This is a genomic window from Roseateles oligotrophus (assembly GCF_014204525.1).
GTDB lineage: Bacteria > Pseudomonadota > Gammaproteobacteria > Burkholderiales > Burkholderiaceae_C > Paucibacter_A > Paucibacter_A oligotrophus_A.
This window is the reverse complement of record NZ_JACHLP010000004.1, coordinates 232,878-258,747: the sequence shown is the minus strand read 5'-3', so window position 1 is coordinate 258,747 and position 25,870 is coordinate 232,878. Positions and strand designations below refer to the sequence as shown.

Genomic DNA, 25,870 nt, shown 5'->3' with positions numbered 1-25,870 from the left:
CTCGGCTCAGAAATGCATACGGGCTTCGGCCAGGCGGTAGAGGCGCCGCCAGACCCAGTGGTTCAGGGCCATCACGAACACGCACATCACGCCTATGCCCAGCGCGATGCGAGGGAAGTCGCCGATGGCCGTCATCTGCTGGATATAACTGCCCAGGCCCTGGGCCTGCAAGGTGGTGTCGCCCCAGGAGACGTACTCGGCCACGATGCTGGCGTTCCAGGAGCCGCCGCTGGCGGTGATGGCCCCGGTGACGAAGCTGGGGAAGATGGCCGGCAGCAGATAGCGCCGCCACAGCAGCCAGCCCCTGAGCCCCAGATTCTGCGCGGCATAACGCAGCTCGGCCGGGATGGTGGAAGCCCCCGCCACCACATTGAAGAGCAGATACCACTGCGTGCCCAGGATGATCAGGGGCGAGAGCCAGATGTCCGGGTCGAGCCGCCAGTGCACGATGGCCAGCACCGCCACCGGAAAGACCAGATTGGACGGAAAGGCCGCCAGAAACTGCGCCAGCGCCTGCACCCGGCCGGCGATGCGCGGGTTCAGGCCTATCCACACGCCGATGGGCACCCAGATCAGCGAGGCGATGGCGATCAGCAGCAGCACCCGGGCCAGGGTGTAGAGCCCCAGCTTGAACACATGGGCGGCCTCGCGCCAGCCCACCTCGCTGTGGATGAAGACGGCCAGGCGCCAGACGGCGAACAGCAGGAGCGCGGCCAGCATGGCGTCCCAGGCGCGCGACCACAAAGGGTTCGCTTCGCGCGGCTTGGCGCGGATGGAGGTGCCGTCAAAGCGCAGCCGCGTCAGCCTGAAGGTGGCGCCCAGCCAGCGCGTCGGCAACGCGCCCACGCGCCGGATCAGCTCGGTGCGGCGCAGCCAGGTCAGCAGCCAGGAGCTGGGCGCGTTCTCGCTGCCCGCTTCCTCGAAACGGAATTTGTCGACCCAGGCCAGCAGGGGGCGGAAGAAGAGCTGGTCGTAAAGCACGATGCCGATCAGCATGGCCAGGATGGCCCAGCCGATTGCCTGCAGATCGCGGGCCGCGATGGCCATGGCGATGTAGGAGCCGACGCCGGGCAGCTTGATGTCCTGGTTGGCGACCGAGATGGCCTCCGAGGCCACGACAAAAAACCAGCCGCCGGACATGCTCATCATCATGTTCCACAGCAGGCCCGGCATGGCGAAGGGCAGCTCCAGCCGCCAGAAGCGCTGCCAGCCCGAGAGCTGGAAGATGCGCGCCGCCTCCTTCAGCTCGGCCGGCACCGTGCGCAGGCTCTGGTAGAGGCTGAAGGCCATATTCCAGGCCTGCGAGGTGAAGATGGCGAAGATGGCCGCGCATTCCACGCCCAGCAAGCTGCCCGGGAACAGGGCGATGAAGCCGGTCACCGTGATGGACAAAAAACCCAGGATGGGGATGGACTGCAGGATGTCCAGCAAGGGCAGCAGCACCTTTTCGGCCGGCCGGTACTTGGCCGCCAACGCCGCAAAAGCGCAGGCAAAGAGCAGCGAGGCGGCCAGGGCCAGAAACATGCGCAGCGTGGTCCGCAGCAGGTAATAAGGCAGGTAGACGGGGTCCAGGCTGATGGGCAGCACCTCGCCCACCTGAAACGGCGTGGCCATCTGCGCGCCGGCCAGGGCCAGCAGGCTCAAGAGCGCCAGCACCAGGGGCAGCAAGGCCCAGTCCCAGCGGTTGCCGCTAGCCTCGACCACCTGGCGGGGGAAAAAACGTTTATCGAACATGATCACAATCGGCGGTGCATCGGCGCCAGGTCGCCGGCAAGCCAGCAAGACGGCCAAGGGTGGCGGATGATACGCAGGCTGTGTGAAGAACTGTTGCCGGCCTCCACCCCGCAGCATGCCGTTTGAATCAGGGGGTAGGCGTGGGCACGGGCGCCGAGGCCGCACCGCGCTGGCGCGCCAGCTCCGCACGCCAGAAGCCCCACTCCCCCTGCCGCAAGATCTCCGCCAGGCGGCTGCGAACCAGGCGGAAGGCCGCGCAGCTTTCACCCAACTCGGCCTGCGCCTCGCTGTCCGCGCCCACCTGGGCTTGCACGGCCAGATAGTCGCTTCGCTGCAGCGGCCACTCGGCGGCCGGCAGGCCGCTTCGCTCGGCCAGCGACAGGGCTTGCGCCATATCCATCAGGCTGCGGCCCCTGAGCAGCAGATTGCGCGCCACCGCCTGGCACTGCTGCTGGCGATTGCTGTCCGCCAGGGCCGGGCCCGAGCAGCTGCGATTCAGCGCCTGCAGCCAGTTGCCCGTCATCGCGAAATCCACGCCGATGATCTGGGTCTGCAGCATGGCGTCCGCCACCAGGGCCAGTTCCTCGCTGGCCAGGGCGGCCGTGTCCAGCGCCTGGGCACGGGCCTGCGCCATCCTGGCTTGGGCGCGGGCCAACAAAGGCATGCCCGGGTCCATGCCCAGCTGAGGCAGGCTCAGGCGATACAAGGCCTCGGCCAGCACGGCGGCGTCGGCCGCCCGGTAGGCCTCCCCAAGCAGGAACAGCCAGGCGCTCGGGTTCTGCTCATCCAGCTCGGTCCATCGTCTGGCGCTGAGCCCGCTGCAGGCGGCACCGGGCCAGGTTGCGCAGGCCCGGTATGCCAGGCCGTAGGCCGCCGCGCTGTGGCTGTGCTGGGCCAGCAGGGCGGCCGCATGGCTGCTGCTGTCCGCGCCCAGGCCCACGTCCCACAGAGGCCGCGCCAGCAGCGCGGCGGCCACCTGGTCGGCCGGATCGGCGCTGTGGCGCAGCAGCGGCAGCAAATGATCGCGCAGCCGCTTGACCTCGTCCTGCCGGCTTTGATCCCAGGGCTTGGGCACATCGGCCGCCAGCCACTGGCTGTCCGCATAACCCAGGCCGCAGACGGACTGGCGGCCGGGGCCGGCCTGGCTGTGCAAGCCCTCATCGCGACGCGCCGGCAGCTCGGGCTGCGGCCTAGACCAAGGCTTGGGCTGGGCCGCTTCAGATCGCGCCGGCGCCGAGGCCGGCTGCGGCGGGGCGGCGCCCGGCGCTTCCAGCCCCAGCACCGGCGACCAGGACCTGGCGACGTCCGGCCCGCTCGGCGGCGGCAACTTGGGCGCGTCGGGCCTGGAAAACAAATGCTGCAGGACCAGCGCCAAGCCTAGCAACGCCAGCAAGGAGCCGGCCCAGATCCGGCGCCGCCGCCACCCAAACGCCTTGGGAAAGCGGCGAGCCCCCTTCATTCCTTGCGACTGCCCTTGGCCAGGGCCTCACGCACGGCGGCGACCTGGCGGCGCGAGACCGCCAGCCATTCATCGACGCTGGTGATGCGCACCGCCCAACCCTCGCCGGCGTCGCCCTCCTCGTCCTCGTTGCCAATGGGCGCGCCGCGCAGCAGCTCGCGCACGGCGGACTTGGCCACCAAGGCATTGCGATGCACACGCAGAAAACTGCCCTGGGCGGCGGGCCTGGCGGCGAACCGGGTCTCCAGCTCCGCCAGGCTGCCATCCATCACATAGCTCTGGGTGGCGGTGCGCAGGGTCAGGTATTTGAGGTCGGCCTTGAAGTAAAGCACCTCGTCCAGCGGCACCCGCAGCAGGCGGCCGCGCACGCTGATATTGATGAATTCCTGGGCTTCCACCGGCAGCACCTCGTCCAGCTCGGCGCGCTGGGAATGGACGGCCTCGCGCTCGGCCAGGCGTTGCGCCACCCGGGCGAGCGCGGCCTGCAGGCGCTCGCGCCGCACCGGCTTGGTCAGGTAGTCCATCGCGTCCAGCTCAAAGCCGCGCAGCGCATGCTCGGCATGCGCCGTCACGAACACCACGGCCGGCTGGGCCGGATGAGCGGCCAGGCTTTCGGCCAGTTGCAAGCCATCGAGCCCGGGCATCTGGATGTCCAGCAGGATCAGGTCGCAAGCATGCTCACGCAACCAGGCCTGGGCCTGGGAGGCGGTGCCGGCCTCGGCCAGCACCTCGGCGGCCGGCTCCTGGCAGCCCTCTAACAGGCTGCGCAAGCGCATGCGGGCCAGCGGCTCATCGTCGACCAGCAGGACGGCGAGTTTGGCGGGCGGCTTGTGCTTGGGGTCGTGGTGCAGAGACATGGTCAATCAAAACGGCAGGACGATGCGGACGGTGAAGCGGCCCGGCTCGGCATTGAGCTCAAAACGCGCGGACACATCATGCATCAAACGCAGGCGCTGGCGCACATTGCGCAGCGCCAGGCCATGGCCCGAGCTGCGCGCCGGCAGGTCCACGCTATTGCTGACGCGGATCTCCACCTCGCTGCCGCGGCGCCGGGTCCGCACCTCGATATCGCCGCCCGCATCATTCGGCTCGACGCCATGGCGCACCGCGTTCTCCACCAGGGGCTGCAGGACCAGCGGCGGCACCCTTGCGTCAGCCGCCAGCGGGTCCAGCTGCCAGCGTATGCGCAGGCGCTCGCCAAAACGGGTCTGCTCGATATGCAGGTAACGGCGGGCCAGCTCGATCTCCTCGGCCAGGCTGACCGAGGTGCTGGCGTCGGCCAGGGCGACACGGAAGAGCTCGCTCAAGTCCTCCAGCAGATGCTCGGCCTTGGCCGGCTCATAACGCACCAGGGCGATGGCGCTGTTGAGGGTGTTGAACAAAAAGTGCGGCCGTATGCGCGACTGCAGCTCCACCAGCTGGGCCAGGGCGGCGGCCGGGCGCTGGGCGCGCTCGCGCAGCTTCAGCCAGGCCAGCAGCAAGGCCGCCAGGGCCGCGCCGGCCAGGCCCACGCTGAGCAGGCGAAACCAGCCGCTGGGGTCGAGGGAGGCGATATTCAGCAACTGCCAGCCCGCCAAGGCGCAGACCGCGCCCAGGCCGCTCAGCAAGGCCCACTGCAAGGGCTCGGCCAGGCGTGCCAACACGCGGCGCGCAAGGCACACCAGCAGCAGCCAGAGCAGGACGCCCGACAGGCTGACCACGGTGGCGCTGGCCATCCAGGCCGCCCATTGCGCCGGGCCGCGCGCGGCCAAGGCCAGGCCCAGGGCCAGCAGGCCTTGCACGCCCAGCACGGCGCGCAGCACCAGGCCCACATGGCAGACGTCGAACACCCGCTCCGGGTCAAACAAGGGCAGGACGGCCGCCTCCGACGCAGGCTTAGGGCTTTGGGTGGCGGCAAAGCCCAGAATGCTGGTGAGGTGGGTGCTGTCGGGCCAGACGCTCGGGCCATCGTCCCGCTGCTTCGTTGCTGATTTGGAATTTTTTTCGCTCATCGAGAAGAGGCTGCCGCAGTTTTGACAGAGAAGCCCATAGCTAGAATCGCCCAGGCTCCACACAGATTGATTGTGCTTCAGCCCGTCCCCCTAACCGCCCCGCCCCCTGCCCAAGCCACCATGTCCTCATCCAGCTCTGACAACAAGCCTAGCGACAATCAACTCGCCAACAAGTCCCAAGCCTGGTCGGCCCTGTTCTCCGAGCCCATGAGCGATCTGGTCAAGCGCTACACGGCCAGCGTCTTTTTCGACAAGCGCCTGTGGGCGGCCGACATTCAGGGCAGCCTGGCCCATGCCGAGATGCTGACGGCCCAGGGCATTCTGGGTCAGGACGACCACGCCGCCATCCAGCGCGGCATGGCCCAGATCAAGAGCGAGATCGAGGCCGGCAGCTTTGACTGGAAGCTGGACCTGGAAGACGTGCACCTGAATATCGAGGCTAGGTTGACCGAGCTGGTCGGCATTGCCGGCAAGCGCCTGCACACCGGCCGCAGCCGCAACGACCAGGTCGCCACCGATGTGCGCCTGTGGCTGCGCGGCGAGATCGACGAGTTGCTGCTGCTGCTGAACGCACTGCAACTGGCTCTGGTCGAGGTGGCCGAGAAAAATGCCGAGGTCATCCTGCCCGGCTTCACCCATCTGCAAGTGGCCCAGCCGGTCGCCTTTGGCCACCACCTGCTGGCCTACGTCGAAATGTTTGCCCGCGATGCCGAGCGCCTGGTGGACGCGCGCCGCCGCGTCAACCGCCTGCCCCTGGGCGCGGCCGCCCTGGCCGGCACCAGCTACCCGCTGGACCGCGAGCGCGTGGCCCGCACGCTGGGCATGGAGGGCGTATGCCAGAACAGCCTGGACGCCGTCAGCGACCGCGACTTCGCCATCGAGTTCAGCGCCGCCGCCGCCCTGGTGATGGTGCATATCTCGCGCCTCAGCGAAGAGCTGATTCTGTGGATGAGCCAGAGCTTTGGCTTCATCGACCTGGCCGACCGCTTCTGCACCGGCTCCAGCATCATGCCGCAGAAGAAAAACCCCGATGTGCCCGAACTGGCGCGCGGCAAGACCGGCCGCGTGGTCGGCCATCTGATGGGCTTGATCACGCTGATGAAGGGCCAGCCCCTGGCCTATAACAAGGACAACCAGGAAGACAAGGAGCCGCTGTTCGACACCGTCGACACGCTCAAGGACACCTTGCGCATCTTTGCCGAGATGGCCGCCGGCATCACGGTCAAGCCCGAGGCCATGGAGCGCGCTGCCTTGAAGGGTTATGCCACCGCCACCGATCTGGCCGACTATCTGGTCAAGAAGGGCCTGGCCTTCCGCGACGCGCACGAGATCGTCGCCCACGCGGTCAAGACCGCGATTGGCAGCGGCGTCGACCTCTCCCAGTTGCCCCTGGCCGAGCTGCAGAAGTTTGACGCCCGCATCGGCGAGGATGTGTTCGAGCTGCTGAGCCTGCGCGGCTCGCTGAACGCCCGCAACATCCTCGGCGGCACCGCGCCGGCCCAGGTGCGTGCCCAGGTGGCCCGCCACCGCGCCCGGCTGAGAGGATGAGAACTTTTTACTGCGCAGCCGCCATGCGTCGTTGGTCGGTGCTCGGAATCCTCGCGTACAAGGAGTACGTTCCGGTTCCTCTGCGCCGCCCGCCTAGCCTGACAGCCGCTCGCTACAAAAGTTCTCACCCTCTGCGCTGAAGCAGAAGGAAGGCCCATGTTCAAAGCACGCTTGGGCGTCTGGTTAGGTGTCCTGGTGGCCCTGGTGGCCACCCAGTTCGCGGTGGTGGTCTGGCTGGTCAACCAGTCGGAGCTAGAGCGTTCGCGCAGCCTGCGCGCCAAGGACGCCCTGGTGCAATACATAGACCTGGCCGCCAACAAGCAGCGGCTCAAGGTCTGGTTTGCCCAATACCTGCTGACCGACGAGGCCCCCGTGCCCCTGCGGGACGGCTATCTGCAGCGCATGCAGGGCAGCTTGAGCGAGCTGGAACGCCTGCACGCGGAGGAAGCCGCCGACCCCAGCGCCAGCGCGATCGAGAAGGTCTCGCGCGAAACCCTGGACGCCCTGCACACCAACTTCCAGGCCTTGCAGGCGCAGATCCTGCAAGCCCAGCCCCACATCCCCCACCCCAACCCCAGCACCGAGCGGGCGGCGGTCTGGGACGAGATGCTGGGCGTGTTCGACATCTCCCAGGGCCAGGACATGCGCACCCTGATCAAGGAGGCGATCCGCCTGCAAGAGGCGCACAGCCGCGCCACCGAGGCCGCCGCCAAGATCGCGCTGGAGCGCTCGCGCAGCCTGGCCATCTTCAGCATCCTGTCCACCATCCTGCTGTCCATCGGCTTTGTCGCTTACTTCGCCTGGGACATACGCCGCCGCATGGCGCCCTTGCTGGACGGCACCCTGGCCCTGCAGGCCGGCCGCATGGATCACCGCATCGCCACGGCCGCCCACGGCCGCGACGAGTTCGACCGCCTGAGCCTGAGCTTCAACCGCATGGCCGAGGAGATCCAGTTGCACCGCGCCAACGAGGCCAGCCAGCGCCAGCGCCTGGAAGACGCCGTGGCCCAGCGCACCCAAGCCCTGCACGAGGCCAATGAGCAGCTGCTGGAGATCGACCGCTCGCGCCGCCAGTTCTTCGCCAATATCAGCCACGAGCTGCGCACGCCCACGACGGCGATTCTGGGCGAGTCCGAAATCACCCTGCGCCGCAGCGGCCACCCCGAGGCCTTCTACCGCGAGACCCTGGAGCGGGTCGCGGCCATCGCCCGCCAGCTGGGCGCCCGCATCGCCGAGCTGATGGCCGTGGCACGCCAGAGCGAAGACAAGGCGATCAAGGCCAAGCCTGAATCCTTGGAGCTGATAGCCCTGCCCGCCCTGCTCCAGCAAGCCCTGGCCCAGCAAAGCGCTGCCGCCACCCAACAAGGCCACCAGCTCAGCCTGGCCCTGCCCGGCGATGGCCTGCGCCTGCGCGGCAGCGCCGCCAAGCTGGGCCAGGCGCTGACGATTCTGATCGACAACGCCATCCGCTACACGCCGGCGCAAGGGCAGATCCGCATCGGCGCCCAGCGCTCGGACGAAGACGCTCAGCAGCTGCACATCTGGGTGGAAGACAGCGGCATCGGCATGGCGCCGCAAGACCTGCCGCGCGCCACCGAGCGCTACTGGCGCTCCGACGCAGCCCGCAAGCTGCGCCCCGATGGAATGGGCCTGGGCCTGCCGATTGCCGAGGGCATTGCCGAGTCGCACGGCGGCCACTTGCAGATCAGCTGCCGCCCCGAGGGCGGATGCCGGGTGCTGCTGAGCCTGCCACTGGCAGCCAATGAGCCCGATGAAAAAAAGAGTTAACGCCGGAGTCCTGCGCCGCCATGCCCCATCTGCTTGTTGTTGAAGACGACCGCCGCGTCTCGGACTTTCTGAACCGCGGCCTGCGCGCCGAGGGCTACCAGGTCACGGTGGTGGAGCGCGGCGACCTGGTGCAAAAGTCGGTCGAGCAGACCGAGCCCGATCTGATCCTGCTGGACGTGATGCTGCCCGGCATCAGCGGCGTCGAAGCCTGCCAGCGCCTGCGAGCCGCCCGCTGCCGCAAGCCGGTACTGATGCTGACGGCCATGGACGCGGTGGAAGACAAGGTCGCCGGCCTGCGCTGCGGCGCCGACGACTATCTGACCAAGCCCTTTGCTTTTGAGGAACTGCTGGCCCGCATCGAAGCCCTGCTGCGCCGCGCCGAGCAGCACGCCGACGATGAGGTCGCAACGTCGGCCAAGCAGCGCCAGCTCAGCCTGGCCGACCTGGTACTGGACCTGGAACGCATGCAGGTGCGCCGTGGCGATCAGTTGGTAGCGATGACGGCGCGCGAACTGGCCCTGCTGGAGTTGCTGATGCGCCACCCCGGCCGCGTCTTCAGCCGCGAGCGCATCCTCAACACCATCTGGGGTTATAGCGAAGACCCGCTGACCAATGTCGTCGACGTCTACATCCGCCGCCTGCGGGCGAAGCTGGATGAGGGGCGGGAGCTGGCGTTGATTCAGACGGTTAGGGGTTTGGGGTACAAGATGGAAGGTGGGGATGGGTGAGTGACAGGGTCGCACCACGATGGGGCCACAGATCAGACCGGCAGCAAGTGAACCCGATAACCCGTCCGTTGTACGCTCGGTGCGCCGAGCCAACAACGACGAACGAATGGGGTCTTGCTGAGCGGTTCGTATCTGGGGTAGCGGCAGGGTCCGCAGCAAGCCCGTTTGTAGATGTTCAGTCTGTTCCTCGTTGCGTTTGCCGCTGTTCAGAACACAGGTCTAGAAATGGAAAAGACCCCGAAGGGTCAGGTCTTGCTATTGGAGCTTGAAGCGGTGGGAAGTCCTTGTAGACTGGTTAGACCTGTGCGGCGATTGAGCGGCGGGGCTTGGCATTGGAAGAACTACAGCGTGCTCGAGACAAACACCTTGTGCGCACATCCACGATCATCCGTGGACTCAACGACAACCTCCGGACCTAGACGCGTAAGCCTATACCGAAGCACGATTGGACCAAGAGAACCGGGATTGACGTTCTGACTTTCCAGCAGCTTCGGAAGCCACGCTTGCCAGTACTCGACCGACTTAATCAACGGCGCCGGGCTGCCATGCGGCAGGCTGCTGACTCCTGCAGAGAAATCGATTTTGACTTCATTCTGCGGCCTGCCCAGTGCCATGCTGCTAATGAGGTCGCAGACATACACATCGTCGACGTAGTTCATCAGACTCACAAACGAGTGGCCGAAGTTGTGCAGCGCGGAATCGATGTGCTTGTATTTCACAGGTCTAACGCCATGGTTAACCGGTGCCGGAAGCCGAAGGCTGGAGGGCACCAACAAAAGCCATGAGAATGCCGAAGGCATGGCTTATGTTGGCGTCCGCGTTGAACCCCCAGTTAGGCTGGGGAGCGAAGGCACCGTTTTGCTTAAGTAAGAAAACAGGGAGGCTCATGCGACCATTTCGGGTGCAAGACGTCATTGACGTTTAGCTTCCTCGACTAACGAAGACTCTGTTCGCCAAGCCTTGGAGGCTTGAATTTCTCTTTTCCAGCTTCAGGCGCACATCGTCCCATTCCAAAAGTAACGGAACAGTTTCTTTGTACTCTTGCCGATGCTCCTCGATCGCCACCGCAGCTAAGCCAATGGTGACGCCATCGTTGATATCTGCATAAGCTTTGATGTGCGCTTCGATCCTTCCGCGGGCACTTATGGTTGAGACTGATACTGCACTACGAACTACTTGGTGTGCATTGCCAATCGCTTCCATGTAAGTTCGAAGATGGGCTAAGAGTGGAATATCTTCTGGGGTTTCATCGAGGACGCTTTTCTTGAACCTTGAGTCTGTTGAGAGAAATTTCCGATTCGCGAAAGGCTCCACCGAAACTTCCAGATGTCTATTGTTGTTGGCTTCGACCCAACGACTGTTGGTGCTGACTCGATGGACTGCTAAGCCGCAGTGTTGAACATGGTTGCGAAGTGCCTCAAGAAAACGATACGAAAACGAAGCGTCGTAGTGTCCACTCAGGCAAGTTTTGAATTGTTCACGTGCAAATATAGGATCCTCCGTGCAATTCTTGAGTCGCTGTGGCGTCTGATCGATGTAAGACCGGCAAGCCGAAAGAAGATTGACGAAGCGTCGATTAATCGTTGAGCGCAGACCAAAAAAATCGTTGTAAGCCTGTGCTTGACGGCATACCTCAGATACGGAGGCCGTTAGAACATCTTGTTCTAGTTCGATGTAGTTGCCAACTACCAGATCGTAAGCTTCCTCTAGCGCAAAGGCACTTGTGAGTACATTGCGCGCAATCTTTATTGCCTGAAATTCGTCGTTAGTGATCAAGATTTCAGGGGTTCTAGCCAGTACGAGTTGTCGGAGAAAGTAATGCATAAAGCCTAACAGTTAGGGAAAGTCTGCAAAACCCCATTCCCTGGGGCTAATGGGTTGGCGGGCCTGTCCGAATTTATGTGTATGAGGCTCATTGAAGCTTCACTGATCTCGTGAAGCTGGGTGGGTAGTTTACGTGCTGGGTTTCGTGAACCGATCTTCATAGAGGATCGCAAACTGGTTCATCGCAGATTTCCAGTTATGCCCTGGGCGTCCCCAGTCTTGGGTGATGTTTCTCAAGGCCAACCAGATCAGCTTGGTCGCCGCATCGTCACTGGGGAAGTGTCCGCGCGTCTTGATGATCTTGCGCAGCCGCGCATTCACGCTCTGACGGCCGCGCACGGCGGGCTGTCGGCGGCCCTCGGCCTTGGGCTCTTGCTGGTCTGGGCGCAATTCATGCTGCTATACGCCTTGCGCTCCCTGCACTTGCGCCTGCTTGGCCAAGCTAGCAAGCCCCGAGCAGCTAACAGTCAAGCCTAGTGCTTGAAGTGGACCCTAGTCGCCGAAACCAACGCCAGGGTTAGTCTCTACATGAGATGACACAGAGTCCCTGTACCCTCCTCGGCGCCCGTAAAGACCGTCAAAGGTCCAGCAACAAAGGAAACCTTGGTATGTACAGCACAAGTTATTTTCGCTTTGTTCGCACTCTGCTCCTCTGCACGGCCTGGCTGCCCAGTTATTCGATGGCCCAGCAGCCTATCGCGGGTGTCAGCCTGAACCAAACACAGATCATGAACGCGCGCTACGTCGTGCTGGAGGGCGGTCGCCATCTGGTCGAGTACGGCCCTTTGCGCTGGTTTCTTGATAACCCCTCGAATTCATTCAATGAAGTCAAGCGTACCGAGACCGAGCTTTTCTTGATGCCGGTCGGCGGCACGGCCGGCGCCGTGCCCTTGGTCGTGGATTTCGCGGCTGGCAAGACCTATATGGATTTCGCCAAGACGAATGCTTGGGCTGCCCCTGCCGCTGTCTATCCAGTATCGGCTTATTCGGTCGGCCGCATCGCCTTGGATCTCGGGCAAGGCGCGCGCATAACGCTGGACGTCAACGGGGCAAGCAACGAAGGCTGGGTTTTGACGAGCTACAAACGCGACGGTAGCGTGATGGACTCCGGCAAGCTGGCGGCCAACACCGTTTCGCGCAGCATCGACAATATTTCCTTCACAGCGGCTGGCGACACCATTTCCGTCAACCCAGTTGCCAGGACCTGCTCCGTGAGCGGCAGCACTTGTTTCGTGCGAGGGGTTGCGCCGATCGGCGGCCAGGAAGTCGGGCACCTGAAGTTCGGAACATTGACGAAGGACAATGTCTGGCTCGATATGCGGACCCTCACCCAGGTGACCAAGACCAAGTGGCGTGAAGAGAGTGGCACGAACTCGAGCGACTGGTACGAGGTGTCGCGCACTCCCGAATACATCGAATTGGCGCCGGGGGGCAAAAACAATATCGGCAACCGTTTCTACCTGAATCCCGGTAGTCAGGTTGTGGGTATGAACAGGAAACCTTTGGAATTGCGCGTGGCCCATGTGCAAAGGCAATGGCCCGGGCAGCTCGGCACGGTGTTCCAGCCGGTATCCCCCGGCGTGTCTCCGGGCTTCCAGATCCAGAACAAAACGGATTACCCCGTGCTGGTCACGCTGGAGCAAATCGGCTGCCTCTACTACGGCATCGTGAAACCTGGCGAAGTGTTTCAACGCAACACGGGTGCGGTGTGGTTCACCATCAAGGCTTCGATGGCGCCTGACCTCAAGGAACCAACGGTCGCATCCTGTATTCGCAAGCCTGCCTTGTACGCCGCAACAATCGTGGTCGCCGGCATTTCGACAGCTGGAACGGCTGGCATGGGCACGGCGCTGGTCGTACCCGCGATGCTTGCCACCGCAGCCGGACAGGGCGCGGCGATCGCGACGCAGCAGTATGTGCTGGCGAACAACGGCACCGTGAACGGCGCCAGGGGGGCGCGCGTGGGTGTAGCAACGCTGACAAGCGGCGCGACGTCGATTGGCCTCTTGCTTGCCTCGGGCGGTTCGCTGCCGACGACCTTGTGGCCAGCGATCACCGCAATGGTGCAGACCTCGGCCTTAGGCGGCGCCACCATCGGCGCTAACGAGCTGCGCACTCGTGTCACCGCCCAGTCTGATATCGACGGCATCATGGGCCAGCTCACGCAGGAGGCTTCTGTCACCGGTGCCTATGCAGGCTACCCCTGGCCCTGGCCCATGGCCGACCGGGTGATGCCGCGTTACGACATCACCGGCGGCCCTCGCATCAAGACCCTGGCCGACGGCTCCACGGTGCTGCTGACCCAGGAGCGGCCACTCAGCATCAACAGGGTCAACTAAGCTTGGTTGCGCGCCTGAGAAAGTGCCGCCATCGGCGGCCCCCGATCAAGGTCGTTGTGGGCGGCGGCTGCCTGTTTGCTGTGCTAACGCTGGCCCTGGCCGGGCCTACACAGCCAACAACTGCGGCCCAGCAAGCGCAGGGCGCAGCCGCCCCGTCAGCTCCGGCCAAGGGGCAGCCGGCCCCACTGAATTTGCCGGCCTGGGCCCAGCCTCCGAGCGTGCAGCCGGAGCCTCCGTCCGGCCTGCTTCAGGGCCTGCCCGGCCCGACGGCCCAGGCAGCCAAGGGGCCGACGCAACTCATCGACCTGCCACGGATGGACAACCGGGCCATCGTCGAGTTGATCAGCTCGCTCATCACACAGCTGGAGATCACCCACGACTACGGCTCGGCCACCGAGGCGCAACAAGCGCAGATCGCCGTGCCAGCGTCCGTGGTCGCAGTCGGGCCGGTTCTGGTGCGCACGGACGCGCACAAACGGAAATTGCTCATGCGCTTCGGCTACCTGCGCAGACCGGGGCAGCTGCCGCAACTCTGGCTGCGCGGCATGGTCAGCCCCGAGCCGGGCAGCAGCAATCCCGACAACGCGCTGATCGAGCCCGCGGTATCGGCCATCATCGCCTCGCGCAATAAAAGCGAAACCGATATTCCGCTGGCCGATCTGCAAACGCAGACCATCAATCTAGCCTATATCGACGCCGACAGCGCCATCGGCATGCTCAAGGCCATGGGCTTCAACGTCGTTGCCGCAGAACGGCCATCGGGCGGCTTGGCGCAAACGTCTATTTACCCCGGTTCTGGTACCTATGGCAGCGGCGGCGCCTTCGGCAACAACACATTGCCGAACCCCTTGTTTGGCCCTGGCCAATTGCAGGGCGGCATGATGAGTCCGTCCAGCCCAGGCGCCGTGCCGACCCTTCCGCGCCTGGTACGGAACCAGGAATTGCCCATCGTGATTCGCATGCCCGGGCCCAATCCGCAGGATGTTGGCTTGGTGGGTGCGGCCGCTGACGGAACGGTGGCGCCGACCGGCTCGGGGCAAGGTGGCTTGACCGCCATCCTGGGCACGAGCAGCCGCCTGTCAACCGAGACCTTGTCGTCGCCAACCTCGCAGCTGATGGTGTTGTACAACCCAGACCGCCCCGAACAGTTCAGCCAGCTCCGCAAGGCCATCAGCGAGTCCATCGATACGCCAGCGCGCCAGATCGTGATCGAGGCCATGGTGCTTGAAGTCACCTCCACCGGTTTGCGCGATCTGGGTGTGCAATGGAACTACCAGCAGGGTTTGAACACGCTCGCAATCGGCTCGCTCACCGCCGGCTCCGGCACAAACACCCTGGCCTTCACTCGCAACAGCGCCATCGAAGCGGCGGCGCGGACCTTTTTCATCAAGGTCGAAGCGCTGGTGCAGACGGGCAAGGCCGAAGTGCTGGCCCGCCCCAGCGTGCTGACCTTGGACAACCGCCAGGCCAGCATCCGGGTCGGCACCGACATCCCAATCGCGACCAGCCGCGACACATCGTCCGGCGGTGACGCCCGCGTTTCATACAGCTTTTTCTATCTCCCCACCGGCATCCAACTGAATGTGCGTCCGCGCATCGACAACGAGGGTCACGAGGTCAGCCTGCAGGTCGATGCCGCCGTGTCGACCACGGTGGCCAATTTGGGGACCCAAATCCGCAGCCCTGGCGATGTGGTGCTTGCCGCGGCGCCAGCCGTGTCGACCCGCCGCGTACAAACCTATGCGCGCATCCCGAACAGCACCCCACTCATCATCGGCGGGCTGATCAGCCGCACCCGGGACGAGGTGAGGGATGCAACGCCTGTGCTGGGTGAACTGCCCTATATCGGCGCGCTGTTCCGCTCGAAAAAAGAAGCCTCCAACCGCGACGAGGTCATCATCATCCTCACGCCTTATGTGCTGGAGCAAGGCCGCACCGGCCTGATGGCGGCCCTACCCAAAGACGCGCCGGCCTTCGACTACAGCCGCGAGAACGCGCTGTTCCGCAAAAACGTCAGGCTGCGCGCAGAGGACACGATCAACCTGGCCTATATCCGAGAAAACGCGCGGCTGCGCCACTTCCGCAGCATCGTCAACCAGGTGGCGGCGGTCGATCCGGCACGCGTGCAGCAGTCGGCGCTGGCCTTGGTCGCGAACCAACGCACGCCCGGCGAGAACACGCTGATGACGGGGGTTCTGTACGGCGTCATCGCCAATCACTATGTGGGCAAGCCGATACAGGCCAAGCACATCCAACTCATCATGGAACGTGATAAGGGCGAGGTCAAAGTACGCAGCCTGGCCGATGTGCTCGCCGGGCTGGGCGATGGCCGCAATGCCACAAGCTTTTTCTCTGCCCACTCGGACAAATGCCTGGCCATCACTTTCAACACCAGCCGGGATGAGTTGCAAGCCGGAAATATCCTGGCCGAACCCGAACCACAGACGCGGATGATCGGCTGCAAGTCGGACCGCTCGGACTGGAACAGCCTCATCTACGAATTGAATCGCGATGCCGACTCCCACACTATCTTGCTCAAGGACGAGTCCGACCTTCTCAGGCTCTCACATGCCATCGCGGTGCGACGGCTGATCCAAATCAATGGCGGCAAGCGAATGCTCAACTTTGACAATCTGAGCATTGGCCGAGTGCTGTCCTTGCCCGAGTTTGGCGAAGACCAGAACCACTTGCTCGATGCCGATGTCGCGGACTATTTTTACCTGTCACTGCATTCACTCCGGCAGTTCGAGCACGAGTTCGAGGCCGGCATGTCGGCCATTGACGGCACCCTGCGCAGCGGCAAATTCAACGACATCGTTCCCGCCTCGAAACTACGGCCAATGGCTGGGGCAACGGAACACTAGCCGTGACCGGTATGCCGGTCACGGCAAAGCGATTGAGCTCTCGACTCAGTTCGCTGCGTAAGGCAGCGAGGAGTGGTGCAGCACGATGCGCACGGCACCGGTGTCGTCCTTCTTGAAGGTCCAGGTCTTGTCGACGGTGGTGACCTTGCCGTTCTTGTCGGTCATGCTGACCTTGCCCATGGTGTTGGCCACATCGCCGTTGATGTGCACGGCGGCATTGGCCACTTCGACCTTCTTCCAGCCCTTCAGCGCGAAGCCCTTGTCATTGGGGTAGTTGCTGTCGCCACCGACGAAGTAGGACAGGGCACCGTCCTTGGTGGTGCGGAAGGTTTGCGGTGCCACGGTCAGGGTGGGCTTGAACAGCACGGGGCCGAGGTTGTAGCCGTAGGCGCCGTCCAGCACGGCGCTGGCCGTGGCCTTGGCCTTGGCGTGGCCGCCGGCGGCATAGTCATCGCTGATCTGGATCAGCGCCTTGCCCCAGGCAGCTTGGGCGGCCTCGACTTCGGCCAGGCTGATATTGCTGTTGTAAACGCGGGCTTCGCCGGCCTGGGCCAGGGCGCTGCCGGAGGCGAGCACGGCCAGGGAAGCAGCCAGGGTCAGGAAGCCGGAGGAGAACTTAGACATGGAATTGGCCTTTGCGCACAGGGCGATGGGTGTTTGACGGAGATGCGGGAGACGCTGCTGTTGTCAGGGCTTGGCGGTTTTATTGGCCCGCCTCGCCCTGCACAGCCTCTATTCCACCCGGCCGGCCTGATTCCTCCATGAACGGCAAATGAACGGCGGCGCTCAAACAGATGAACGCCAGATGAATATGCGGGACCTAGGAGCCTGCGGCCGGCAGCTTGAAGCGCGCCACGCCTTGCACCAAGGCGCCGGCCTGGGCCTGCAAGGCCTGGGTGGCGGCCACGCTTTGCTCCACCAGGCCAACGTTTTGCTGGGTCAGCCGATCGAGCTGCTGGACCGAGCGGTCCACCTGCATCACGCCGTCGCGCTGCTGGCGCGCGCCCTGCGAAATTTCGGCCAGCAACTGGTTCATGCTGCGCGCCTGGCGCTCCAGATCTTCCATGGTCGTGCCGGCCACACCGACGCCGCTGCTGCCCTCGCCCACCCGGGCCAGGTTCAGTTCGATCAGGGTGCGGATCTCCTGCGCCGCCTCGGCCGAGCGCTGGGCCAGCGCCCGCACCTCGCCCGCCACCACGGCAAAGCCGCGCCCCTGCTCGCCCGCTCTTGCCGCTTCCACCGCCGCATTGAGGGCCAGGATATTGCTGCGGAAGGCCAGGCTGTCGATCAGATTGGTGGCCTCCTGCATGCGGCCCGAGGCCAGGGAGATGTCGTTCATGCTGCCCATCATGCCCTGCACCTGGGCGCTGCCACGCTGGGCCACGTCGGCGTTGTCACGCGCCATCTGGGCCGCCTCGACGGCATGCTCGGCCGTCTGTTTGACGGTGGCCGACATCTGCAACATGGTGGCCGCCTGTTGCTGCAGGCTGGCCGCGCTCTGCTCGGCCCGCGCCGACAGCTCGGCCGCGCCCTGGGCCATCTGCTCGCTGGTGCCGAGAATGGTTTGCGAGCCATCGCGCACGCTGGCGACGATCTGGCACAGCGCCGCCTGCATCTCGCGCAGCGTCAGCATCAGGCGCGCCGCCTCGTCGCGGCCCCAGGGCTCGGGCCGGGTGGTCAGGTCCCCCGCGCTCATGGCCAGCAGATGGCGCCGCACTTCCTTCAAGCCGCCATCCATGACCAGGAAAAATGAATGGAATAAATAGGCCGCCAGCAGCAAAAAGGCGATGCTGACACCGGCCAGCAAGGCGCATGTGCGCAGCAGCTGGGCTTCGCGCTGCTGCAAAAGCCCGTCCAGCGCGGCCAAGCCCACGCGCGAGATCGACATGCAGTCGCGCAAGGCCTGCTGGCCCAGGGTGTAGACCTCGGCACTGTCCATGGCGGCGGCGATCAGCTGCGAGGGGTCGGCCACCTTGACCCGGTAGGCCTGCACGGCCTGCAACTGAGGCAAGGCCAGGCGCTCGCCCAGCTCAGGTCTAACCTTCACCGCGCGACGGATATGCGCTTGCAATTCCTTCAGGCCATGGGCGACGCCGCTGTCCCAGACGGCGTAGCGGCGGAACTCCTCCAGCGTCAAACCGCCCTTGCCCACGCCGTAGCTGGACCAGCCCCAGAGCTGGCCCAGGTCTTCCGCCGTCTTGGGCAGGGTCAGCACCACGGCGTTGACGAGGTAGAAGCTTTCCAGCTCGGGGTCCAGCACCAGGCGGGCGTTGTCGCCCACGCCCTGCAGCAGGTCGACCACGGCTTGCGAGACCGGGCCGAACACGGTGCGGCCCTGGCCATCGACGCCGCGCGCTGCCTGGCCGGTGGCGGCCCAGGCCTTTTGCATGCGCTCGATCGGCTCCTGCAGCTCCAGCTCGCGGCCCTCGCCGGCAGCCAGCGCTTGCAGCTTGGGCAAGGCCTCGTCCACCTGAGCCCGCGCGCGCTGCAGATCGGTCGAGGCGTCGTAGCCACCCAGCATGGCGCGGGTGGCGTTGCGCGCCTCCAGCAAGCCCAACAGCAGGGGCTGCATCTCCGTCATCAGGCGCACACCCACCCGCTCCTTGCGCACCGCGTCGAGCTGGGCCTGCTGCTTGTGCAGAAAGCTCAGGCTCAAGAGCACGATGGGCACGCCAAAAGCCAGGCTGATGCAGACGGCCTTGGCCCTGAAGCTCAGATGCCGGAAGAGGCGCACGCCGATGGCCCACACGCCATGATGGCGAAAGAAGCCCTGGCCGCCCGGGCGGGCCCATGCCGTAGCGGCACGAGCGCCGCCATGCTTGTTTGACTGTTCCATGATTCCCTCGATGCTGATGCGGCCATGACTTCGACGGCCGCTGAGCCGGCAGGGCCACACGCTTGCGGTGCCACCCTGCATTTCCCGAGTTGCATCTTGGGCGAGACCCGCACAGCGCCAAAGTGGGAGAAGGACGGCAGGCCACGGCCATCTTCACAAATCCGTCACAAAGCTCGCCCCTGCCCCAGCCCCCGTTTTGATCCAACGCAAGGCCAGGCCAATGCGGGCCGGCCCGGGCGCCGACTCAGGCGAAAATGCCGCCCTATCGTCCGCTCAAGCCCAATCGCCCATGTCAAGCCTTCAATGGACCGACACCCTGGCCCTGCAACACGCGCAGCTGGACCAGACCCATCAGGAATTCGTCGCCCTGCTCAACACCTGGGGCGAGGCCTTGCAAGCGGGCAGCGACACGGTGATCCCGCTCTACCTCGATCTGCTGGGCCATACCGAGGCGCATTTCGCCATGGAAGAAGGCTGGATGGCCGCCACCGGCTTTGCGCCCGAGAACTGCCACAGCAAACAGCACGCCATGGTGCTGGACGTGATGCGCCAGGTGCTGGTCCATGCCCAGGCCCACCACGACCTGGAGCCCATGCGCAATCTGCTGCCCGAGCTGATCAACTGGTTCCCGGCCCATGCCGAGATGATGGACGCGGCCCTGGTCTACCACATGGGCCAGGTCGGCTTCGACCCCGCCACCGGCCAATGCGCCAAGCCCTTGGCCACCGAGACGAGCAGCATCAGCTCCTGCGGCAGCAATAGCTGCGGCTAAAAGCCGCGCGCGCCTGGCGCTTCATCGCCCGGGCTGTCGATTCGTCGCAGGGCGGGAGCGCCCGGCGGGCCGTGTTCTTAAGCTGAGGCCTCATCATCCATCCATAGAGGAACGAGGTCTCGCCATGTCTCTGCTGCTGCCCCACCCACCCCTGTTCGCTATTGCCTGCGCCCTGGCCTGGGCCGGCCTGCCCGCGCAAGCCCAGCAAATCCACGTCAGCCCCGCCGCCGAGGTGCTGGAAGGCACGCCCTTGCAGCTGCGCCTGAGCGAGCTGCCCGCCAACGCGGCCATCCGCATCGTCAGCAGCCGCCTGGCACGCGGCACGGGCGAGAACGGGCCACGGCAGGCCGAGGCGGTCTTCCGCAGCGACGCCCAGGGCCGCATCGACCTGGCCAGCCAGGCGCCCGAGTCCGGCAGCTATAGCGGCGCCGATGTGCGCGGGCTGTTCTGGTCCATGCACAGCGTCAAGCCCTCAAGCGCCCTGCCGCCGCTGGACCCGGAGCAGGCGGGCGAGATCTGGCTGCAAGCCTACGCCGGCGAGCAATTGCTGACGCAGAAAAAGCTGCAGCTGCGGCCGGTGGCGGCCGAGGTGCAGGTCCGCCTGGTGGAGGAGTTTGCCGGCGCCCGCTATGCCGTGGGCCCGGGCAAGCACAAGCGCGGGGCGCTGATCGTGCTGGGCGGCTCCGAAGGCGGCTCCATCGCCGCGCGCAGCAGCGCCCCCCTGCTGGCCTCGCAAGGCTATGCGGTGCTGGGCCTGCCCTACTACTCGCCGCCCAGCTGGGGCCCCGAGGGCATGAAGCCGGCCGAGCTGCCCAGCCTGCCCAAGGCCTTCGCCAATATCGAGCTGAGCCGCTTGCAGCAGGCGCGCGACTGGCTGACCCGCCAGCCCGAGGTGGATGCCTCGCGCATCGGCGTCTACGGCGTGTCCAAGGGCGCAGAGTTCGCCCTGGCCGCCGCCGCCCGCATGGATTGGATCAAGGCCGTCGTCGCCATCGTGCCCAGCGATGTGATCTGGGAGGGCTGGGGCATGGGCGCGGCCGGTCCGGACCAGACCTCCTCCTTCGCCTGGCAGGGCAAGCCCCTGCCCTGGCAGCCCTACAAAGGCATGGACGAAGAATCGGCCGGCTTCACCACCGGCCAGCCGGTACATATACGCCGCCCCCTGGAGCAAGGCCGCGCCGCCTACCCGGAACGCCTGGCGGCGGCCCGCATCCCGGTCGAGAACTTCCGCGGGGCCCTGCTGCTGGTATCGGGCAGCGATGACCAGATGTGGGACTCGGCCGGCATGGCGCGCAATATCGAGGCCAGCCGCAAGGCCAAGGGCCTGAGCACCATCAATCTGATCTACGAAGGGGCCGGCCACGGCCTGTCCGGCCGCGGCTGGTCGCCCACCACGGGCTATAACAATGGGCCGATGAAAATGGGCGGCAGCCCGGCCGTGGACGCCGCGGCACAGGCCGATGCCTGGCCACGCACCCTGCAGTTCCTGCAGGAGCAGCTGGGCCGCTGAAACGGTCGGGAGGGCCGGGGCCGGGGCCGGTACAGCCCGGCTCAGCCCAGATGGAAGGCCTGCCGATTGGCGGCACGGTCTTCGCGCCGGACGGGGAAGCGCTCCAGCGTCACCTTCAGGTCCTCGCGCAAGGACATCAGGTGGTAGAACATATGCTCCACAAAACGGCTGTCCAGCTCGGCCACCAGCTGTTCCAGCTCGGCCGGGCTGAGCCGGCGGTTCTCGTGCTGGGCCAGGGTCTTGAGCAGCCAGGCACTGGCCGCCAGCACCTCGTGCAAATCGCCGGAAATCCTCCCGAAGCTGTCTTCATCGGCCACAAAAGGCCGCAGCTGTTCCACAAAACTCAGGCGAGGCGTGCGCACTTCTTGATCGCTAGGCATTGAAAAGGTCTCACTCTATCCACGGGATACCCGGTTCAAGAACCGGCTATGGTTTCCCGAAGGCACGCAACGCGACACAAAGCTCCGGCCAGGCCCGCCGAACCCCATTTCCCCACTCCTCACAATCCTGGCGCTCGCCGAAGGGATCAAGTCACTTCGGTACGGCAGCCGCTCGAATGCGCATCGCATGGAGGCGTCGCGCACAGCCCTCGTTGGCTCGGCTCAGATTAACGAGGGCCCCGTGACGACGTCACCTGTAAGGCCTGACAGTAGACGCCCTCAAGTAACTTGAAACTTGCGTAAACAGGCCTCATCCAGGCGCGCAGCCTGCTGACAAAACAAGACCGCCCGGCGCCGGCACGCGGGCCACAATGTGGGCATGTCCAGCCTGTCTCCGTCCTCCCCAAGCCGCCTGCCGGAGCGCTTGATCGCGCATCTGGACATGGATGCTTTCTATGCCTCGGTGGAGCTGCTGCGCTACCCCGAGCTGAAGGGCCAGGCCGTGGTGATAGGCGGGCGGCGGGCCCATGCGCCGCTGGACCTGCCCGATGGCAGCCGCCGCTACGCCAGGCTGCGCGACTACACCGGCCGTGGCGTGGTCACCACGTCCACCTACGCGGCGCGCGATCTGGGCGTGTTCTCCGGCATGGGTTTGATGAAGGCCGCCCTGCGCGCGCCCGACGCCATCCTGCTGCCCACCGATTTCGAGGCCTACCGCCATTACTCGCGCCTGTTCAAGGCCGCCGTGGCCGAAGTGGCGCCGGTGATCGAGGACCGCGGCATCGACGAGATCTATATCGATCTGAGCGAGGTGGCCGGCATCCGCGAGGCGGTGGGCCACGACCCCCTGGGTGGCCTGCGCGCGGTGGCGCGCGAGATCAAGAACTCGGTACAGCGCGCCACCGGCCTGAGCTGCTCCATAGGCATCACGCCCAACAAGCTGCTGTCCAAGATCGCCTCCGAGATGGACAAGCCCGATGGCATCACCCTCTTGATGGCGGACGAGATCGAGGCCCGCATCTGGCCGCTGGGCGTGCGCAAGATCAATGGCATCGGCCCCAAGGCCGGGGCCAAGCTGCTGGCCCTGGGCCTGACGACCGTGGGCGAGGTGGCGGCGGCCGAGCCGGGCTTCTTGATCCAGCACTTCGGCAAGAGCTTTGGCGCCTGGCTGCACGAGGCCTCGCATGGCCGCGACAAGCGGCCGGTGGTGACGCATAGCGAGCCGGTCAGCATCAGCCGCGAAACGACGTTTGAGCGCGATCTGCATGCGGTGCATGACAAGGCCTTGCTGGGCGAAATCTTCACCCGCCTGTGCCAGCAACTGGCCAGCGACCTGGCGCGCAAGAACTACTGCGGCCGCACCATAGGCATCAAGCTGCGCTTCGAGGGCTTTCACACCGTCACCCGCGACCTGACCCTGGACGAGGCCACCCAGGACGCCCAGACCATACGCCGCGCCGCCGGCGCCTGCCTCAAGCGCGTGCCCCTGGACAAGCGCATACGCCTGCTGGGCGTGCGGGTGGGCGGTCTGAGCCGGCCGGGCCAGCTCAGCGGGCCCAAGCCGGGCAAAAAACGCGCCAAGGCCGCGGCAGAGGGCGCCAACCCGGCGCCGGTCATCCTGGAAAACCTGTCCCTGTTTTGACTGACAATCCCTCGCCGGGAGCTGTCGCATACGGGACAAAAATGTGAGCCGGCCCCCACAGGTTTTGCTGACGATTGAAGGAGTCCAGGACTTTGAAAACTCCTCAGCCACCCGCGGATACGAGCGCGGACCGCTTACCGCCGCCGCGCGCCAAAGCGCCCCCGCTGGCGCGCCTGGCTAGGCTGGCCAAGCGCCACCCGGGCTGCGCCCTGCGGCGCTATGAAAAGCTGGCTCGCCGGGCCCGGGAGGCCGGTCAGGAGGCCTTGTCGCTGGACGTCTTGTGCGCCCAGTTCCAGTTGATGGAGCGCATGGGCCGCGCCCTCGATCTGCGCGAGGCCCTGGGCCTGGCCCGCCAGCGCGCCGCCGCCACCCACCTGCCCTTGCAGGCGGCGGGCGTGTTTGAAGCCTCCGGCCGCCTGGCCTACCAGACCGGGGACTACTTCGAGGCCACGGCGCATTGGTCACGCACCGTCGATCTGGCCCAGCTGGTGGGCGATATCCCGCTGGGCGTGGCCGCCCGCATCGGCCTGGGCCAGATCCACTACGCCCTGGGCGCCTGGGAAAGCGGCCGCCGCTACCACCGCGAAGGCCAACAGTTGCTGGCCCAGGCCGACGACAGCTATCTGAGCGCCAAGCTAGCCCTGAATATGGGCGTGGGCTTTTTTGAGTGCAAGCAGCTGGCGGAGGCCGAGCAGCAGTTTCGCCTGGGCCTGGCCGAGGCGCAGCGCGGCGAGCATCGCGAATACATTGCCGAAGCGCATTGGCAGCTGGCCCGCACGGCCCTGGTGCAGGGCCGCAACGACGAGTCCACGCGGCAATGCGGCACCGCCCTGCAGATGGCCCAGCAACTGGGCCATGCCTGGTTGCAAAGCGTGGCCCTGCAGACCTGGACCGAGCTGGCCATCAACCGCCAGGACCTGCCCGAAGCCGTGCAAGCCTGCCAGCGCAGCCTGGCACAGGCACAGCGCATCCAGTCCCGCCACCAGGAAAGCCAGGCCCATGTGCAGATGGCTCGCCTGATGCAGCAGCAAGGCCAGACCGGCCAGGCCTTGCAGCATCTGTGGCAACACCTGCGCCTGCAGACCGAGATCGAACGCCAGAGCCTGCCCGAGCGCCTGGGCCTGCTGGCCCATTACGACCTGCTGCGCAAGCCGCCGGAGGAGCTGCTGCTGGACCTGTCCAACAAGCATTGGCAGATCAACCGCAGCGAAGACGTGCTGACGGCCGCCAGCGCCTCGGGCCAGATGGTGCAGCAAATCATGCGCCTGGACGCCCTGCACTTCTGGTGGCTGGGCGAGGACGGCGAGGCCCTGCAACTGCAGGCCTGGCCGGCCACGGCCGGGCCGGTGCCCCAGCTCAGGCCCGGCCCGCAAGGCCGCTATCTGCAATGGCTGAGCCAGCGCCACGAACCGCAAGTCATGCAAGACCTGCGCCTGCATCCCTGGTTCGAGGAGCTGCAGCCCCTGATCGCCCGCCGCTGGCCGGGCGAACGCCCGGGCGAGGACGGCTTTCTGCACGCCCACTCGCGCATCGAGATCCCGCTCTTTGTGCAGGAGCGCATGTGCGGCCTGCTGTGGCTGGACCAAAAGCAGGCACGCAGCTGGACCCGCCAGGACGTGCTGCAGGCCAGCCATGCGGCCAAGCTCTACGAGCGCCTGCTGGTGGCCCTGGACCTGGCCCTGGCCCAGCGCGCCCAGGCCGAGATGGCGCAGGAAAAGGCCCAGCTGATGAGCCGTATCATGGCCAGCGTGGCGCATGAGGTGAACACACCCATCGGCGTGGCCGTCACCGCGGCCTCCAGCCTCAGCGACTCGGCGGCGGCGCTGATCCAGGCCTTGAGCGGCGATCGCGTCAGCCGGCGCGAGCTGCAGGAACTGGCCCAAGCCATGGGCGGCAACGCCGATCTGGTGGCACGCAATCTGGAGCGGGCCGCCGCCCTGATCGGCAACTTCAAGCAGGTGGCGGTGGACCAGGGCTCGGAGCAGGTACAGGCCATCCATCTGCAAGCTTATGTGCAGGGCGTGCTGGACATCTTGCGGCCGGTGCTGCAACGCGCCCGAGTCCAGACCCGGGTCGATATCGCGCCCGACATCCAGGCCCGCCTGGCCGCCGGCCCGCTGACCCAAATCCTCTCCAATCTGGTGATGAACAGCCTCTGCCATGCTTTTGAGGCGGAGGGTGGGCTGATCCAGATCGGCGCCTGGGTCCAGGGCGACAGCCTGCTGCTCGAAGTGGCCGACAACGGCCGCGGCATCGCCGAAGCCATGCGCAGCCGCATCTTCGACCCCTTCTTCACCACCAAGCGCGGCCAGGGCGGCTCGGGCCTGGGGCTGTACATCGTGCAGTCGCTGACGCAGCGCCTGGGCGGCAGCGTCAGCCTGCCCGCCAGCGAGCAAGGTTTGTGCGTACGGCTATGCCTGCCGCTTCAGGCTAGCATGGAGGAGTAACAAACAGC

Annotated in this window: 18 protein-coding genes and 1 pseudogene; 9 read left to right on the top strand and 10 right to left on the bottom strand. The window is 65.6% G+C overall.

The features are described 5' to 3' along the window. Positions 1-6: 6 nt before the first annotated feature. From HNP55_RS11255 to HNP55_RS11240, 4 genes are all read right to left on the bottom strand, one after another. A complete protein-coding gene (locus HNP55_RS11255; protein WP_184299267.1) occupies positions 7-1,734 on the bottom strand; it encodes an ABC transporter permease in 1,728 nt (575 codons plus the stop codon). A gap of 127 nt (positions 1,735-1,861) precedes the next feature. Next, positions 1,862-3,109 (bottom strand): hypothetical protein, encoded by a 1,248-nt coding sequence (locus HNP55_RS11250; RefSeq protein ID WP_184299266.1) that lies wholly within the window; start codon positions 3,107-3,109, stop codon positions 1,862-1,864. Between the two features lie 80 nt (positions 3,110-3,189). After that, complete coding sequence (locus HNP55_RS11245; RefSeq protein ID WP_184299264.1) at positions 3,190-4,050, bottom strand: LytR/AlgR family response regulator transcription factor; 861 nt, start codon at positions 4,048-4,050, stop codon at positions 3,190-3,192. Between the two features lie 6 nt (positions 4,051-4,056). Further along, the gene (locus HNP55_RS11240) at positions 4,057-5,184 is read right to left on the bottom strand and encodes a sensor histidine kinase (protein ID WP_246448352.1); all 1,128 of its coding nucleotides are present in this window, start codon (positions 5,182-5,184) and stop codon (positions 4,057-4,059) included. A gap of 120 nt (positions 5,185-5,304) precedes the next feature. Here HNP55_RS11240 and argH point away from each other — a divergent pair, with 120 nt between their 5' ends. The 3 genes from argH to HNP55_RS11225 all read left to right on the top strand — a co-directional run bounded on the left by argH (position 5,305) and on the right by HNP55_RS11225 (position 9,248). Next, the gene (gene argH / locus HNP55_RS11235) at positions 5,305-6,732 is read left to right on the top strand and encodes an argininosuccinate lyase (protein WP_184299262.1); all 1,428 of its coding nucleotides are present in this window, start codon (positions 5,305-5,307) and stop codon (positions 6,730-6,732) included. 156 nt (positions 6,733-6,888) lie between these two features. Next, positions 6,889-8,520: a sensor histidine kinase gene (locus HNP55_RS11230; RefSeq protein WP_184299260.1), complete on the top strand. Its 1,632-nt coding sequence runs from the start codon at positions 6,889-6,891 to the stop codon at positions 8,518-8,520. Positions 8,521-8,540: 20 nt separating this feature from the next. Then, a complete protein-coding gene (locus tag HNP55_RS11225; RefSeq protein WP_184299258.1) occupies positions 8,541-9,248 on the top strand; it encodes a response regulator transcription factor in 708 nt (235 codons plus the stop codon). A gap of 341 nt (positions 9,249-9,589) precedes the next feature. Here the strand turns inward: HNP55_RS11225 and HNP55_RS11220 are convergent, their stop codons facing one another. The 3 genes and pseudogenes from HNP55_RS11220 to HNP55_RS11210 form a co-directional block, all read right to left on the bottom strand. Next, positions 9,590-9,967 carry a hypothetical protein gene (locus HNP55_RS11220; RefSeq protein ID WP_184299255.1) on the bottom strand — a complete coding sequence of 126 codons (378 nt, stop codon included), beginning with the start codon at positions 9,965-9,967 and terminating at the stop codon, positions 9,590-9,592. A 202-nt stretch (positions 9,968-10,169) separates the two neighbouring features. Then, positions 10,170-11,024 carry a hypothetical protein gene (locus HNP55_RS11215; protein WP_184299253.1) on the bottom strand — a complete coding sequence of 285 codons (855 nt, stop codon included), beginning with the start codon at positions 11,022-11,024 and terminating at the stop codon, positions 10,170-10,172. A 177-nt stretch (positions 11,025-11,201) separates the two neighbouring features. Beyond that, positions 11,202-11,399 (bottom strand): annotated as a pseudogene (locus HNP55_RS11210) (IS256 family transposase); the annotation flags it as partial. A gap of 281 nt (positions 11,400-11,680) precedes the next feature. Between HNP55_RS11210 and HNP55_RS11205 the strand changes: the two are divergent. Both HNP55_RS11205 and HNP55_RS11200 read left to right on the top strand, forming a co-directional pair. Beyond that, positions 11,681-13,411: a hypothetical protein gene (locus HNP55_RS11205; RefSeq protein ID WP_184299251.1), complete on the top strand. Its 1,731-nt coding sequence runs from the start codon at positions 11,681-11,683 to the stop codon at positions 13,409-13,411. Positions 13,412-13,413: 2 nt separating this feature from the next. Then, positions 13,414-16,275, top strand: a complete 2,862-nt coding sequence (locus tag HNP55_RS11200; RefSeq protein WP_184299250.1) for a type II secretion system protein GspD — start codon at positions 13,414-13,416, stop codon at positions 16,273-16,275. 45 nt (positions 16,276-16,320) lie between these two features. Here the strand turns inward: HNP55_RS11200 and HNP55_RS11195 are convergent, their stop codons facing one another. Both HNP55_RS11195 and HNP55_RS11190 read right to left on the bottom strand, forming a co-directional pair. After that, complete coding sequence (locus HNP55_RS11195; protein WP_184299248.1) at positions 16,321-16,899, bottom strand: hypothetical protein; 579 nt, start codon at positions 16,897-16,899, stop codon at positions 16,321-16,323. 196 nt (positions 16,900-17,095) lie between these two features. Then, positions 17,096-19,111, bottom strand: a complete 2,016-nt coding sequence (locus tag HNP55_RS11190) for a methyl-accepting chemotaxis protein (RefSeq protein WP_184299246.1) — start codon at positions 19,109-19,111, stop codon at positions 17,096-17,098. Between the two features lie 289 nt (positions 19,112-19,400). Here HNP55_RS11190 and HNP55_RS11185 point away from each other — a divergent pair, with 289 nt between their 5' ends. Next, complete coding sequence (locus HNP55_RS11185; RefSeq protein ID WP_184299244.1) at positions 19,401-19,883, top strand: hemerythrin domain-containing protein; 483 nt, start codon at positions 19,401-19,403, stop codon at positions 19,881-19,883. 124 nt (positions 19,884-20,007) lie between these two features. Beyond that, the gene (locus tag HNP55_RS11180; protein WP_184299242.1) at positions 20,008-21,393 is read left to right on the top strand and encodes an acyl-CoA thioesterase/bile acid-CoA:amino acid N-acyltransferase family protein; all 1,386 of its coding nucleotides are present in this window, start codon (positions 20,008-20,010) and stop codon (positions 21,391-21,393) included. Between the two features lie 41 nt (positions 21,394-21,434). On the opposite strand, the gene HNP55_RS11175 is transcribed toward HNP55_RS11180, so the two are convergent. After that, positions 21,435-21,773: a hypothetical protein gene (locus HNP55_RS11175; protein ID WP_184299240.1), complete on the bottom strand. Its 339-nt coding sequence runs from the start codon at positions 21,771-21,773 to the stop codon at positions 21,435-21,437. Between the two features lie 379 nt (positions 21,774-22,152). Here HNP55_RS11175 and HNP55_RS11170 point away from each other — a divergent pair, with 379 nt between their 5' ends. Both HNP55_RS11170 and HNP55_RS11165 read left to right on the top strand, forming a co-directional pair. Next, the gene (locus tag HNP55_RS11170; protein ID WP_184299238.1) at positions 22,153-23,415 is read left to right on the top strand and encodes a DNA polymerase IV; all 1,263 of its coding nucleotides are present in this window, start codon (positions 22,153-22,155) and stop codon (positions 23,413-23,415) included. Between the two features lie 92 nt (positions 23,416-23,507). Continuing rightward, positions 23,508-25,862 (top strand): ATP-binding protein, encoded by a 2,355-nt coding sequence (locus tag HNP55_RS11165; protein ID WP_184299236.1) that lies wholly within the window; start codon positions 23,508-23,510, stop codon positions 25,860-25,862. The last annotated feature ends 8 nt before the right edge of the window (positions 25,863-25,870 follow it).

Bases quoted from the DNA above. Each gene is read 5' to 3' on its own strand.
- HNP55_RS11190 (WP_184299246.1), bottom strand. From the start codon at position 19,111: ATGGAACAGTCAAACAAGCATGGCGGCGCTCGTGCCGCTACGGCATGG.
- HNP55_RS11240 (WP_246448352.1), bottom strand. From the start codon at position 5,184: ATGAGCGAAAAAAATTCCAAATCAGCAACGAAGCAGCGGGACGATGGC.
- HNP55_RS11195 (WP_184299248.1), bottom strand. From the start codon at position 16,899: ATGTCTAAGTTCTCCTCCGGCTTCCTGACCCTGGCTGCTTCCCTGGCC.
- HNP55_RS11175 (WP_184299240.1), bottom strand. From the start codon at position 21,773: ATGCCTAGCGATCAAGAAGTGCGCACGCCTCGCCTGAGTTTTGTGGAA.
- HNP55_RS11225 (WP_184299258.1), top strand. From the start codon at position 8,541: ATGCCCCATCTGCTTGTTGTTGAAGACGACCGCCGCGTCTCGGACTTT.
- HNP55_RS11255 (WP_184299267.1), bottom strand. From the start codon at position 1,734: ATGTTCGATAAACGTTTTTTCCCCCGCCAGGTGGTCGAGGCTAGCGGC.
- argH (WP_184299262.1), top strand. From the start codon at position 5,305: ATGTCCTCATCCAGCTCTGACAACAAGCCTAGCGACAATCAACTCGCC.
- HNP55_RS11180 (WP_184299242.1), top strand. From the start codon at position 20,008: ATGTCTCTGCTGCTGCCCCACCCACCCCTGTTCGCTATTGCCTGCGCC.
- HNP55_RS11230 (WP_184299260.1), top strand. From the start codon at position 6,889: ATGTTCAAAGCACGCTTGGGCGTCTGGTTAGGTGTCCTGGTGGCCCTG.
- HNP55_RS11205 (WP_184299251.1), top strand. From the start codon at position 11,681: ATGTACAGCACAAGTTATTTTCGCTTTGTTCGCACTCTGCTCCTCTGC.
- HNP55_RS11185 (WP_184299244.1), top strand. From the start codon at position 19,401: ATGTCAAGCCTTCAATGGACCGACACCCTGGCCCTGCAACACGCGCAG.
- HNP55_RS11245 (WP_184299264.1), bottom strand. From the start codon at position 4,050: ATGTCTCTGCACCACGACCCCAAGCACAAGCCGCCCGCCAAACTCGCC.
- HNP55_RS11170 (WP_184299238.1), top strand. From the start codon at position 22,153: ATGTCCAGCCTGTCTCCGTCCTCCCCAAGCCGCCTGCCGGAGCGCTTG.